Source organism: Bacillus sp. AFS055030, from assembly GCF_002574545.1.
GTDB lineage: Bacteria > Bacillota > Bacilli > Bacillales > Bacillaceae_G > Gottfriedia.
On record NZ_NUGT01000009.1, the window covers coordinates 187023 to 201482 of the forward strand.

The 14460-nt window shown below is 35.2% G+C and carries 13 protein-coding genes; 1 reads left to right on the forward strand and 12 read right to left on the reverse strand.

What is annotated here, in order from left to right:
- Positions 1–27: 27 nt before the first annotated feature.
- From CN925_RS04175 to CN925_RS04225, 11 genes are all read right to left on the reverse strand, one after another.
- The gene (locus tag CN925_RS04175; RefSeq protein WP_098845003.1) at positions 28–597 is read right to left on the reverse strand and encodes a molybdenum cofactor guanylyltransferase; all 570 of its coding nucleotides are present in this window, start codon (positions 595–597) and stop codon (positions 28–30) included.
- Positions 594–1088, reverse strand: coding sequence for a MogA/MoaB family molybdenum cofactor biosynthesis protein (locus CN925_RS04180; RefSeq protein ID WP_098845004.1), 495 nt, complete (start codon positions 1086–1088; stop codon positions 594–596). The genes CN925_RS04175 and CN925_RS04180 overlap by 4 nt, the downstream gene beginning before the upstream one ends.
- A 33-nt stretch (positions 1089–1121) precedes the next feature.
- Positions 1122–1358: a molybdopterin converting factor subunit 1 gene (moaD, locus tag CN925_RS04185; protein WP_098845005.1), complete on the reverse strand. Its 237-nt coding sequence runs from the start codon at positions 1356–1358 to the stop codon at positions 1122–1124.
- Entirely contained in the window at positions 1355–1825 is a 471-nt protein-coding gene (locus CN925_RS04190; protein ID WP_098845006.1) for a molybdenum cofactor biosynthesis protein MoaE, read from the reverse strand. Before CN925_RS04190 ends, moaD begins: the two co-directional genes overlap by 4 nt.
- 28 nt (positions 1826–1853) lie before the next feature.
- On the reverse strand, positions 1854–3143 hold the full coding sequence (locus tag CN925_RS04195; protein ID WP_098845007.1) for a molybdopterin molybdotransferase MoeA: 1290 nt from the start codon (positions 3141–3143) through the stop codon (positions 1854–1856).
- Positions 3144–3162: 19 nt separating this feature from the next.
- Positions 3163–4179 (reverse strand): molybdopterin-synthase adenylyltransferase MoeB, encoded by a 1017-nt coding sequence (locus tag CN925_RS04200; protein WP_098845008.1) that lies wholly within the window; start codon positions 4177–4179, stop codon positions 3163–3165.
- A 247-nt stretch (positions 4180–4426) separates the two neighbouring features.
- Positions 4427–5452, reverse strand: a complete 1026-nt coding sequence (gene moaA, locus CN925_RS04205; RefSeq protein ID WP_098845009.1) for a GTP 3',8-cyclase MoaA — start codon at positions 5450–5452, stop codon at positions 4427–4429.
- Between the two features lie 28 nt (positions 5453–5480).
- A complete protein-coding gene (gene fdhD / locus CN925_RS04210) occupies positions 5481–6308 on the reverse strand; it encodes a formate dehydrogenase accessory sulfurtransferase FdhD (RefSeq protein ID WP_098845010.1) in 828 nt (275 codons plus the stop codon).
- 155 nt (positions 6309–6463) lie between these two features.
- Complete coding sequence (locus CN925_RS04215) at positions 6464–6943, reverse strand: helical membrane plugin domain-containing protein (protein WP_098845011.1); 480 nt, start codon at positions 6941–6943, stop codon at positions 6464–6466.
- Positions 6944–6955: 12 nt separating this feature from the next.
- Positions 6956–9895, reverse strand: a complete 2940-nt coding sequence (fdhF, locus tag CN925_RS04220; RefSeq protein WP_098845012.1) for a formate dehydrogenase subunit alpha — start codon at positions 9893–9895, stop codon at positions 6956–6958.
- 301 nt (positions 9896–10196) lie between these two features.
- On the reverse strand, positions 10197–11195 hold the full coding sequence (locus CN925_RS04225; RefSeq protein ID WP_098845013.1) for an NAD(P)H-dependent flavin oxidoreductase: 999 nt from the start codon (positions 11193–11195) through the stop codon (positions 10197–10199).
- Between the two features lie 465 nt (positions 11196–11660).
- On the opposite strand from CN925_RS04225, the gene CN925_RS04230 reads away from it, so the two are divergent.
- On the forward strand, positions 11661–13112 hold the full coding sequence (locus CN925_RS04230) for a L,D-transpeptidase family protein (RefSeq protein ID WP_142339184.1): 1452 nt from the start codon (positions 11661–11663) through the stop codon (positions 13110–13112).
- 56 nt (positions 13113–13168) lie between these two features.
- Here CN925_RS04230 and CN925_RS04235 read toward each other — a convergent pair whose 3' ends face one another.
- Positions 13169–14152 (reverse strand): 3D domain-containing protein, encoded by a 984-nt coding sequence (locus tag CN925_RS04235; protein WP_098845015.1) that lies wholly within the window; start codon positions 14150–14152, stop codon positions 13169–13171.
- Between the last annotated feature and the right edge of the window lie 308 nt (positions 14153–14460).

A 14460-nucleotide genomic window follows, 5' to 3' on the forward strand; every position in this document is an offset into this window, starting at 1 on the left:
CTCCAGAACATGCTTAAATTTGATCAATTAAATCCAGTCATTTGGACTATTTATATTCTTAAAGATGATATCGTCATTTGAAAATGGAACAGTCATTACATTTACTTCATTGAATAATAACTGGACTTTTCGATTTTTTTTATCTAACATCTCTTTCATTTTTTCGATGCAATTTCGATGATAGAGCGCAAATAGTGGTTGCAGTTTATCGGACTGGATTGGAACGATTGCATCAACATTCGTATTTTGTACCTTTTCAATCATATTTTTTACAAAATCAGCTGTAATAAATGGTGTGTCGCAGGCTAGGACAAAATACCAGTCTTTGTTTGGTAAGTTAGAAAATGCATTGTACATGGCATACAGAGGTCCTTGGTATTCTGTGCCTTCACCTTCAATGATAAAATCTAGATCATTTTTACTAAAATACGGAACTAGTTTTTCGTTCGTTGAAATGATGATCGGTGAAATCAAATTTTCCTGTAAGGCTTCCACACTATATTCATACAATAATTTGTCTTTATACGTTTCAAACATTTTTGGTTTACCGTAACGGGATGATTTTCCACCTGCTAAAACGACGCCAGCTATATTCATTGTCTGTTTAATTCTTCAACAAAATGTTGGCATGTCGGTAAAATTAGTTTTGTCATTGCTAGATTTACTGCGTTTTTTGAACCTGGAATGACGTAGATCGCTTTATCGTGAAAACTACCTGCAATTGCTCTACTAAACATAGCCTTTGGACCGATTTCTGAATAACTTAATGAACGAAATAGTTCGCCAAACCCTTGCATTTCTTTATCCAGCATGTTTGAAATTGCTTCATATGTAACATCTCTTCTCGTAAAACCAGTACCACCTGTTATGATTATCACTTGAATCGTTTCATCTTCGCTCCATGATCTTACAATCGATTCGATCAATGGGATTTCATCTTTAATGATTTGATAATCACAGACGATATGTTTTTGCTCATCTACTAAAGCTTTAATTCGTTTACCGCTCTCGTCATTTTCAACAGTTCTAGTATCACTAACTGTTAAAACTGCGACGTTAACAACCGCTTTTTCATTATGTTTATGCATCATTCAACCTACTTTCAAGCTTTATGAAAACCATCATCCCCCACTAACTGGTGGAATAAATGCGACTGTATCTCCATCATTTACAATTTCTTCATCCGTTACAAACTCTTCATTTACAGCAGTCATAATCTGATTCAGTTGTGGTAAATCATAGTTAGTCATAAGATAGTCTTTTAACGCTTTTACGTTTATGCCATTTTGATCGGTCACTGTCAATTCATCAGTCCCGACTTTCTCACGTAAATGAGCAAATAATAAAACTTTAATCATTTCGATTCCTCCACACTTGGTTTTCCTTCTTCGTATGGTGTATTTTCCAATTGGTCACCAATCCACATCGTACCATCTTCCCAAAACTCTTTTTTCCAAATTGGAACGATCTGTTTAATTCGTTCAATTGCGTATTCATTAGCTTCGTAAGCCACTTTACGATGCGGAGAGGAAACTGCAATAACAACGGCAATATCACTAATCTCTAATCTTCCAACTCTATGTGTAATCGCCGCAATTGCTTCTGGCCATTTTTGCTTAATTTCATCACCAATTTGAGCAAGTTTTTTTACGGCCATTGATTCATATGCTTGATACTCTAGCGACAAAGTCTTTTTCCCTTTTGTTAACTCTCTAACGGTACCTATAAAAACAGTAATGGCTCCGGCATTTCTACTTTTTACTTTATCGGAAACTTCCTCAACAACAATCGGTGTATCGACAATATTAAATAATGTTTGTTCCAAGTAAATCACTTCACTTTTCTTTAATTATTTACTTATATGCAGGTAGGAAATCATACCAAGGCCATTTACTTCCCTCATGGTCTTCTAGTATTAATAAGTCAACCGACATACCTTTTTCATATTTTCTAGTTCCACCAGGTAAAACAATAAAGGCATCCGTATATGCTAATGAAGAAACAGCACTAGACTTATCAAAACCTGCTGGAATGGCTGTCAATTGACCTTCATCATAAACAATTTTACCTCTTACAAATCTTGTAAAAGGATTTGCCTTTGGAAAGTTTTCGCCTAAAATGGCACTTACTCTTTTTAAATGTGGTGTTTCGTTAAACAAATAAGATTGGATAATCGGTCTAACAAATAATTCAAATCCCACAAAACAAGCAGATGGATTTCCTGATAAACCGAATAATAATTTATTTTCAAAATGCGCTACTGTTGTTACACTGCCAGGACGCATGGCAATTTTATTAAATAAAACTGTAGCGCCTAATCTAGCGTAAATATCTGGCAAATAGTCATAATCACCGACAGACACACCACCGGTCGTAATTAGAATATCCACTTGTTCTAAAGCCTTTTGAACTTCTGCAAAACAAGTATCGAAATCATCGCTAAACTTTCCTAAATATTTAGGGATTGCACCTGCTTTTTGAATTTGAGCTAGAACCATATAAGAATTACTATTGCGAATTTTACCTGGTTCGAGTGGTTCGTCGACATCTAGAAGCTCACTTCCTGTAGCAATGACTCCAATGACTGGCTTTTTCGCTACAGGAACTTGACGATAGCCAAATGTAGCAAGTAAAGCCATCACTCCTGGGTTAATTTTAGTTCCCTTTTTAACTAGAATATCACCTTTATGCGTTTCTTCCCCTTGGAATGAGATATTATCGCCTTTTTGATAAGAGCGTTTAATTTCAATAAACGTTTTACCGTCAGCTTTAATCTCTTTCGCTAATTCAAGCATGACAACTGCTGAACAACCTTGAGGGATTTGAGCTCCTGTCATAATACGAACAGCCTGTAATGGAGCTACTTCATTTGGAAAAACAAAACCAGCTCCAATTTCTCCAACTACTTCAAAAACTGTAGGATTTTCATTGCTTGTAAGAATAGTATCTTCAGCTCGTATCGCAAAACCATCGTACGGAGAACGGTCAAAAGCAGGAATATCTTGATCAGCTCTTAGATCATCAGCTAATACTCTCTCATACGCTAAATCGATTGATACCATTTCTTGCGATCCACATTTGGCAAAATACATCACTTTACGAACCGCTTCTTCGACTGGAATTGGTACTCGTTTTTCAAGCATTCTATTCATCCTCTCTCTATTAACCTAATAAACGATAATATAGTTTTTTAGCTTCTTGTATATCATTTGTGCCATGTACAAAAACCCTACCATCCAAAAATACAACAAATCGGTAGTCTTCGATCTGACAAGAAATCAAATAAGGATTTCGTTGAACTGTTCCTTGTTGTTTTAGTAGATTTTCTAGTTCATTAAAGTCGTAATTTTTAGTTACTGAAGGTCTAATTTGAACCGTGTTTCGCCCACAAAGGGTACTTGTTTTCGTTTGATTTTCAAAGGCTAAATAAGGATATGTCCTATTTGTTCCACATGAAGGACAATCATCTGATTTGAGTTTCGTTAATTTAAATGAAAAATGTTCATTATTCCATAAATCAAATGTAAGGAATTTTGAATTAATAGCTGAGTAATCCTCAACTAATAGTTTTAATACTTCAGCAACCTGGTATGCCGCAACTAATTGTACCGCAGGACTAATGACTCCGGCTGTGTCACATGTCACACCGGGTACTGGTAAACTTTTTAAGATACAATTTAAACATGGCGTTTTACTTGGTAGAATCGTACAACACATACCAAAGCTCCCAACACAAGAGCCATATACCCACGGAATTTCATATTTCTGCGATAAATCATTTATGATAAAACGAATATCAAAATTATCTGTTGCATCAATCATAACATCAGTGTCCTTTAAATGGACTTCCATATTATCTGCACTTGCATCCATTACGAGCGCATTAATGCTCACATCTGAATTTATTTTTTGAAGACGCCCTTTTGCGGCGATTACTTTCGGCAATTTCTCAATTGCATCTTCTTCGGTATAAAGTTGCTGTCTTTGCAAGTTACTCATTTCAACATAATCTCGATCGATTAAAGTTAACTTTCCAATTCCAGCTCTAACAAGTGCCTCTGCGCTAGCACTTCCTAACGCTCCTGCCCCAACAATTAATACATGTTTTTTTCTAATTAACTCTTGTCCTTTTTCACCAATCGGAGTAAAAAGCTGCTGACGTGAATAGCGTTCTGACATAAGATATCCTCCATTAAAGCAGGACTTAGCGAAAGAGAGTATAAGTTTTCTCCGGTTATCCTCACCAATTTTTCTGCTTTTCTTGTTTTCCTTCTATTAAATAAAGCAGCATTAAGAAATCCTCATCATATAAGGAGTTCTGAATGCTGCTTAAATTCCCTGCTAAACGAACAGAGTTCAAAATCATCACTTTCTAATTTTCGGCTTGAAATTGCCTTTAATCCAAACCTTCTATTATTGGTAATGATTAACCACCTATATGTGACATTTCAATTTTATGTGATGACTGATCATTCATTTTTTTTGTATTACTTAATCGTTCATCTGAATAACGGTCAGTTCGATTGCTCCATATCGAAAAAATCGTTTCCTTTATTTGTTCATCATCTTGGCTAGAGCCTAGCAATTCCTTTAAATCATAACCTTTCGTTGCAAATAAACAAGTATATAATTTTCCTTCTGCAGATATACGTGCTCTAGTGCAAGTTGAACAAAATGAATCGGTCACTGATGAAATAATTCCGATTTCATCATCACTATCCTTGTAACGATATCGATTAGCAACTTCTCCGACATAATTAGCTTCTGTAAATTCTAAAGGCATGACTTCATTGATTAGATCGATGATAGCTTGTTTTCCTACTACTTCATCAAGCTTCCAACCGTTATAATTACCAACATCCATATACTCAATAAAACGAAGAATATGTTTTTTCTCTTTAAAATATTGTGCCATCGGGATAATATCTTGTTCATTTTTGCCTTTTTGAACAACCATATTGATTTTAACCTTCATTCCGATGTCAGAAGCAGCTTGGATTCCTTCTAGCACAGACTTTACATTTCCTCGATTACCACTCATATATGAAAAGCGTTCTTCATCTAAGGAATCTATGCTTACCGTTACTCTTCGTAAACCAGCTTCATATAAATCTTTTGCAAACTTTTTAAGTAAAGTACCGTTTGTCGTTAAAGCGATATCTTCCACACCATCTATTTTAATTATACGTTCAATCAATTTAGGTAAATTTTTACGTAATAAAGGTTCCCCACCAGTAATTCTAATTTTTCTTACCCCTAAAGAGACAAAAATACGCGTTAATCTTTCTATTTCATCAAAAGAAAGTATTTTATCCTGTGATAAAAAAGAATAGTCCGGACCAAAGATTTCTTCTGGCATACAATAACGGCAACGAAAATTGCAGCGATCGGTAACAGATATACGTAAATCCTGTAAAGGTCGATGATGTTTATCCAATGCAACATTTTTCATAACGATTGCCTCACTTATCTTTTATATTTCATAAAGGATTGTTCATCATTTCAAAATTAATCGAATCATTTAAAATTCGATTTGAATGAGTATATACATTCAACGATTGATTTCGAATAAAACCAACTGTAGTAATGCCTAATTCTTCTGCCAATTGAAGAGCTAATTCTGTTGGAGCCGATTTAGTCAATATAACCTCACAACCAATTTTAGCTACTTTTAGTAAAATTTCAGAAGATAAACGGCCACTGAATACGATTATTTTATTTGAAATAGAAATATTATTTTTTAGACAATAACCGTAGATTTTATCTAATGCATTATGTCTCCCAATATCCATTCTATTCAAGAGAATCCCATTTAAATCACATAAAGCTGCATTATGAACCCCACCTGTACCGTGAAACAAAAAAGCAGATTGTTGCATCTTCTCCATTAATCGAAAACAATCTTGAAATGATAGTCGAATATTCACTTCTTTCATTTTTTTAGCTGTTAATGCATCATTTACAAAAACAAACCCTTGTCTACTCATTCCACAGCAAGATGTAATATATCTTTTATTTTGAATCTCTTTATAATATGGATTCATTTTCTTTGTTTTCACATGGACAAAGCCTTCTTTTTCTTGGAACCATATGTTTTCAATATCTTCATAGTTTCGAATGACCCCTTCAGATGCTAGAAATCCTACAACCAGATCCTCAATATATTCTGGGGTACTGACCATCGTAACAAATTCCTGTCCATTGATTTTTACTGTGACGGGATATTCTGTGACAATGCTGTCTACTATATAGTTTGTTTCACCATTTTCAAAGCGGAGAATCCCTCTTCTCACTTCAGTTGGTAACATTGTTTAGATTCCCCTCTTTTTGAAATATTTTTAATGTATATCATGTTTTTTTAAGAAATATTCATTAAGAGATGAACCTTTTAATTAGTTTTTTAATTAAATGGTTCATCTCTTATTATTAAACTCTTTTCTATTAAATTCAAATTGTTTTTCTATTATTCTTTTAGACCTTTTCCCATACCTTTTAGAAAATTGATCCCAAAACCTACCGCACGGTTTACATCAGGGTCTTTTAATACTTTTACTAAATCAAGTATTCCTATTTTATCATCCTTTTCGAGATGTTTATTTCCTTCATCGATTCCTTTTGTTACTGAATTGATGAACTTTGTTGTTAACTCTGGGTCGACACTTGAAAGTGCACCAACAGCTCCCATCATATGATTGATGACATTCGTGACTGGTTCGCGGTTTATTTGTCCTAAAGCAATTTTTGTAATTTTTTCTTTCGATTGTAACATTGCATTTGTAGCTTCAAGGATACCTGCTTCATTTAATTCAGAAACGATGTTTAAAATTTTATTTAACGAATCTTCATTTTCTGCTAATAATAGCTTCAAATCTTCTAGTTTCTGCTGGTTTTGCTCTTCTTTAGTTGGTATATATTTTTTAATCGTCGTGATTGGTTGTGCCATCTTCATTCCCCTTTATTTTGTCGTTAAGTGGACGTATCCTTTTCGTTCCCATTTTCGCTGTACCTCAACTCCATTTTGAGGGTTTCGCTTTTTATTACGTGGGTTTGATTTTGGCAACGGACTTTCACCTTCTACACGTAATACTTCCATTCTTACTTTCGTTTGTTTATAAGCTGGTGTATTTGTACGGTGATCTTTAGCTGGACCTGTTAAGAAATTGATTGCAGATTCATTACTTGTTGAATTCATTGGTAAAAACAATTCATTTTTTTGTACTCGATCCGTTACTAATGCAGGTAATTTCAGCGCTCCATACGGTGAAACTAATCGAACAAGTGAACCATCTTTAATACCTCGTTCATACGCAAGTTCTGGTGAGACCTCTACAAAAATCTCGGGCACTTTTAATTGAATACCGTATGATTTATTCGTCATATTCCCTTCATGGAAATGCTCAAGCATACGACCATTATTAATTAATAGATCATACTCATCAGCAAACTCAACAGGTTCCATCCAATCAGCTAAAACAAATCTTGCTTTTTTATCTGGGAAATTAAAACCATCCTCATAAAGCAGTGGCGTACTTGCTCCATCTAAGCTTCCCCAAAGGAAACTATCCCAACCTTCCATCACCTCATAGCTAGCTTGTGAGAATAGTGGTGCTAAGCTGGCCATTTCAGCAAATATTTCACTTGGATGTTGATAGTTCCAGTTTGCACCTAATCGGTTGGCAATTTCTTGGATAATCCACCAGTCAGCCTTCGATTCACCAAGAGTCGGTAATGCTTGATATAATCTTTGTACTCGACGCTCAGTATTTGTAAATGTTCCTTCTTTTTCAAGTGATGGTGCAGCAGGTAAAATAACATCGGCATATTGCGCTGTTTTTGAGAAGAAAAGATCTTGTACAACAAAGAAGTCCAAATCTGATAAAACTTCATCTACATGGTTTGCATTACAATCGACAAGCGCCATATCTTCACCAACTAAGTACATAGCTTTCATCTCGCCCTTTTCGATTGATTGAAGCATTTGGATATTATCTAAACCAGGTTTTGCTCCGATCTCAACCCCCCACGCTTTTTCAAACTTCATTCGGGCCGCATCATCTGTTACATGCTGGTAACCAGGCAGCCATCCAGGAAGAGTACCCATATCACATGCACCTTGTACATTATTGTGACCACGAAGAGGATAAGCGCCTGCACCTTTGCGTCTATAGTTTCCTGTTGCAAGCAATAAGTTGGAAATCGCAGCCGATGTATCAGAGCCACCAGTGTTTTGTGTTACGCCCATGCCCCATAAAATACAAGTTCCATCAGCTTCATGAATCATTTTGGCAATTTGAATTAACGTTTCCTTTGAAATTCCAGTTACACTTTCGGCATATTCAAGCGTATATTTCTCAAGAACATCTTTAAAATCTTCAAAGAAATGAACATTCTCATTGATGAATTCTAAGTCATGCCAGCCTTGGTCAATGATATATTTAGTTACAGCCATCAACCATACTTGGTCCGTACCTTGCTTTGGTCTAATAAAAATGTCAGAGCGTTCAGCCATTTCATTTTTACGAAGATCGGCAACAATCAGTTTTTGACCATGTAGTTTATGTGCTCGCTTCACTCGTGTCGCAAGTACAGGATGACATTCTGCCGGGTTGGCACCAACGATTATAACTAGTCCAGCTTTTGCGATATCTTTTATCGTTCCTGCATCTCCACCCATACCTACCGTACGGAATAATCCATCTGTTGCTGGTGATTGACAGTAACGTGAGCAATTATCAACATTATTTGTTTCAAATACTTGTCGAGCCAACTTTTGTATTAAATAGTTTTCTTCATTCGTAATTTTCGAAGATGAAATAAATCCTACAGAGCCCCTGCCATATTCTTGTTTAATGGAACCAAGTTTACTTGCAACTAAGTCAAGCGCTTCATTCCAGCTCGCTTCAACAAATACGCCATTTTTTCGAATTAATGGCTTTGTAATTCGTTCGTTAGAATTGACAAAATCCCAACCAAATTTACCTTTTACACAAGTCGAAATGGCATTTACTGGTGCATCCGAGCTAGGTTGAACTTTTAAGATTTTTCGATCCTTCGTCCAAACCTCGAATGTACAACCAACACCACAGAAAGTACAAACAGTTTTTGTCTTTTTCGTACGTGTTTCTCGCATTGCTGCTTCAACCTCTGAAACGGCAAAAACACCACTATATCCAGGCTCTACTTTTTTTACTAGATCGATCATCGGATCAAGTAACTCGTCATTTAAACTAGTCATAAAACCAGCTTCACCAAGCATTGATTTTTCCATCAATGCATTACAAGGACAAATTGTTACACATTGTCCACAACTAACACATGAAGAATCATTAATCGAAACTCCCTTGTCCCAAATAACACGTGGACGTTCAGCTTCCCAATCAATTGATAAAGTCTCATTTACTTGAAGATTCTGACATACTTCCACACACTGTCCACATGCAATACATTGATTTGGGTCATATCGATAAAATGGATGTGTCAAATCTACTTCACAAGAAGCTACCTTTGGCTGATAAGGATACTTTTGGTGTTCAATGCCCATTTCTTCAACCGTATTATGTAGCTTACAATTTCCATTGTTATTATCACAAACTGTGCAATATAATAAATGATTTTCTAATAAACGATCCATCGCTTCAGTCCTGGCTTCCTTCGCTTTAGGTGAAGTCAATTGAATATTCATTCCATTCATTGCTACAGTTGAACAAGAGCGCTTTAGCTCTCCATTAATTTCTACAATACAAGTATCACAAGTTTGAATTGGATCAACTTCAGGAACATAACAAATTTGTGGGTGACTAATTTCATTTTGATTGATGATTTGTAAGATTGTAGAACCTTGCTTTGCGTTTACTTCTTTCCCGTCAATCGTGATTGTAACGATGTTATTTTTCACGGTCTTCCTCCCCTTCTTTCACATAAAGAAAACTCCCCAAATACTCCCTTCACGCGGCCAACTTATCCTTTAATCACAAAAAAAATCCACCATGAATACACATACCCGATAAATAGGTTTAATGTCATCATGGTGGAATAGTTTATTAGCAAATCATACTAACATACCAATCCATTTTTTATTTACTAAAATGATAGAGTCATAACATTCCCATACTATGATTCCATCTCATTAAATTTATTATAAGCTTTAAATGGTCATTAAACAATAGATTAACGGCATGAAAGTAAAACGCTTACAATTATTTACTTACTTTTGTTTTTAATTTCTCAGCATTTTTATTTAGCTTACTAACTGCCTCACTATACTCTTTTTCAAGCTCATCTATAATGTCGGCAATGGGACTGATTTTTGTAATTGCCCCAACACCATGACCAGCAGACCATATTTCTTTCCAAGCCTTTGCATTCGATTCATTTTTCATTCCATCGAAATCGACTTTTTCCTTCTTTTTCAATGTTTCAGGATCAAGACCAGCCTTCACTATGCTTGGGATTAACATATTCGCCTTCACTCCAGAGAATGCATCAGTCAAAACGATATCTTCTTGCGTTGCATCAACTAACATTTGACGGTATTCATCATTTGCTAAGCTTTCCTTGGCAACAATGAAGCGTGTTCCCATATAAGCTAAATCAGCGCCTGCAGCTTGTGCAGCCAATATACTTTTACCAGTTGAAATCCCACCTGCTAACACAATAATGCCATCCCAGAACGTACGAACACTATCAACAAAAGCAAATCCATTTAAATTTCCAGCATGTCCACCAGCACCTGATGCAACTAAAATTAATCCATCAACACCAGCCTCAGCTGCTTTTTTAGCAAACTTCATATCACTAACATCCGAGAATACTAGTCCGCCATAACTATGTACAAGATCAACCACTACTTTTGGAGAACCTAATGAAGTAATGACAAGCTCAGGCTTATGTTTTTTCAACAGCTCAAGTTCTTCTTGTAATCTACTATAAGAACTATGAACGACCATATTCATCGCCCATGGTGCAATCTTACGTTCCGGCTCCTTTTTGCGTGCCAAAGCAAGATGATCATTTAATTGCCCCATCCATTGATCAAGTACTTCAATTGGGCGAGCATTCGGTGCTGGAAATGACCCAATTACACCATTTAAACATGCAGCCTCTACTAGCTCAGGACCAGAAACTAAAAACATAGGAGCAGAAATCGCTGGCAACTTTAATTGACTCCACCATTTTTCAGGAATTTGTTTACTCATTACTATTTTCCCTCTTTTCTTAACGGAATATTCTGATTATTAATAATGATACATTAGTAAACTATTATTTTCAACACTGTCTCTTTCAAAATTGCTTTACTTGGTGCTATATGTCATAGCCAGGCTACTAAACTTGATATACAAATATAATTTAATGAATAATAAATAAAGAATCTTATCCTCTCAATACACTGTAAGATTCGGCATTTTCATATCCTACTACTTCAATAGTAGATAGAAAATTATTATTAGAACGACCGTGAATCATTATATAATAAATTTACACTTTCTAGTCCTATACTTCCAATCCGCCTAAATAAGGAAAAAATTTCTATATCCAAACAAATTGTGACAGTGTTCGACCGTAGAAAATTGTAGAATAGTCACATATAATTAAATAATGTAATATAATTGTAATATTCTAATCTGTATTTCAGTAAACATTGATAGATGGACAACTTGGTTATGGGAGGAATTGTTTTGGAAAGTACCTTAAATGTGAAAGGAAATAATATTAAACGAGGAAGATCGTTTAAACGGTCTCTACCTTGGCGTGTCATTACGATTGGCATTATTATTATTACGACACTCTTAATTGTGGCATTTGGCTATCAGGCGAACCATTTTAATGCTCAAATCAAGATAAACGGCATAAATTTAGGTGGACTAAATGCTGATGAAGCACTAAAAAAACTACAAACAAGCGAACTTAAAAACATTGTTTATGTAGGGGATCAGAAAATTTTCGATGGAAAAGATACAAAGATGAGCTTTACAGATAACGATCTACCAGCTATAAAAAAAATACTAAAAAACCAGCGTACGTTTTTTCCTTCTTCAAAAGAAAGAAATTATACTTTAGTTCCGAGTAATCGAGATGAATCTCAAATTCAAACAATGAAAAAACAGATTGAAGATAATCTTCTCACGCTTAATAAGAGCCTAAAAGCTCCAAAAGATGCAACTGTTCAATTGAAACAAGGTAAAATGATTGTCACTAAAAGTATCAGCGGTGAGCAGTATGATGTCGATCGTCTATTAAAAGACTATATGGGACAAGGATATTCAAGTATAATTCGTCTAAATCCTGTATACATACAACCAATCAAAGAGGACAGTAAAATTGTCAAAAATGAACAGAAAAAACTTCAAGAACTACTAGGACGAACAGTTCAGTATAAAGTTCAGGATAAAGTTTATTCTTTAAAAGCGAGTGAATACATTCAAAATGCTTCGGTGTCAAAAGATCAAAAAGTTACGATAGACTCTAGCAATCTTAAAAACAAGATTGCTGAAGTAAATAATTCTCAGTCTACATTAAATAAAAATTTTACATTTAAAACACATTCAGGATCAGTCATCTCCGTTAAAGGAGAAGGCTATGGCTGGGCATTAGATGTTGATAAAGAATTATCATTAGTTCAAAAGGCTTTTGAAACAGGCGAAAAATCGATTTCTGCAACGAATATTATCGGACATGGCTGGAATAATGAAGGTTATGGATATAATACAACCACAAACAATGGGATTGGCGATACATATGCTGAAGTGTCGATTGCAGAACAGCGTATTTGGCTTTATAAAAATGGCAAATTAGTTATTACAACAAATGTCGTTACTGGTAAACACGTCACTGGTGAAGATACTTCAAAAGGAGTGTGGTATATCCTTTATAAACGGACACCATCAACCTTAAGAGGATCCCATGTAGGACTTGGTTCTTATGAAGTTAAGGTCAATTATTGGGCACCATTCACCAACAGCGGGCAAGGTTTCCACGATGCTAGCTGGCGAAGCAACTGGTCAAACAATGCCTATCTAAATGCCGGATCAGGTGGCTGCGTTAATACTCCACCAAATATAATGAAAACAGTATATGATAATCTCAGCACATATGAGCCAGTAGTCATCTACTAAAAAATAACTAATCAAAAACACTGAAACCTTAAATACGTTTCAGTGTTTTTTTATACTTAATTTAAGATTGTTACTTTCACTTGTTTTCTTCCAAAATTAATCGCATCTTGTTTATTTGGAATAAAGACATCAATTCGATTTCCTTTGATGGCACCGCCAGTATCTCCAGCGATTGCTTCACCATAACCTTCTACATACACTTTACTTCCAAGTGGAATCACATTTGGATCAACGGAAATGACTTTTGTATTTGGATTCTTTTTCAAGTCAATTCCAGTAGCAGTAATCCCAGAACATCCTTTACAAGAAGCTGTATATGCAGTTGCTTCCACTGTTACTACTTTTGAGCCCGTTGCTTTTTTAGTAGATGTACTTTCTTTTGGTGCAGGTGTACTTTCCTTCGGTGCTGGTGCACTTACTTTTGGTGCTGGTGTACTTTCCTTCGGTGCCGGTGCACTTACTTTTGGTGCTGGTGTGCTTTCCTTTGGTGCTGGTGCACTTACTTTTGGTGCTGGTGTACTTTCCTTTGGTGCTGGTACACTTACCTTTGCATTAGCAACATCTTCTCTTGCTGCCGATGCAGTTTTTGAAGATTCTTTTACTGATTTCACTGTTGAAGTAGTTTTAGAACTTGCTGCAACATTTGTATATGTCATTTTTGAATGAGCTATGTTTTTTACGCCTTCAAAGATTACTAGATTTAATCCAGGTTGAATTAAGTCCGTATGTATATTGTTCCATTCTTGAATTTGCGATACTGTTACATCATGAGTTTGAGCAATATCCCATAACGTATCACCTTTTTTTACTTGATATTGTTTTTCTGGTGCAATGATCAATTGATCACCAGGATGAATTAAGTCTGAAGTAATTCCGTTTAACATTTTAGTATTTTCAACGGTTGCATTATTTGCACGTGATAGATCCCAAATGGTATCACCTTTTTTTACTGTAACCGTAGCAGCTTGTACATTAGCACTTACAGATACTGAGAGTGCAGCAGCTGCTAAAATGGTTGTAACTTTCATTTTGTTAATCATTTCTTTTTACCCCCCATGTTTCTTTGTTTGCTAATTTTTACTAATCGTAACATAGATTTTGCAGAAAAAAGTAACAGGGAGATGATAAATCATTTACTTTCACAGCATGTTTATTACAGTAATATATCAAAAATTATGGAATTATCGATGAAAAAAGGCATTTCTTCAGCCTCTTTTCAAGTTGAATTCCCCGTGATATTTGATTCTAGCTAAAACTTATATAATCTAAATGAATATTACAAAATATGACTATAGTAATTACATAAGTTACATATATTAATTATATTTATTCTAAAATACTTATTTCA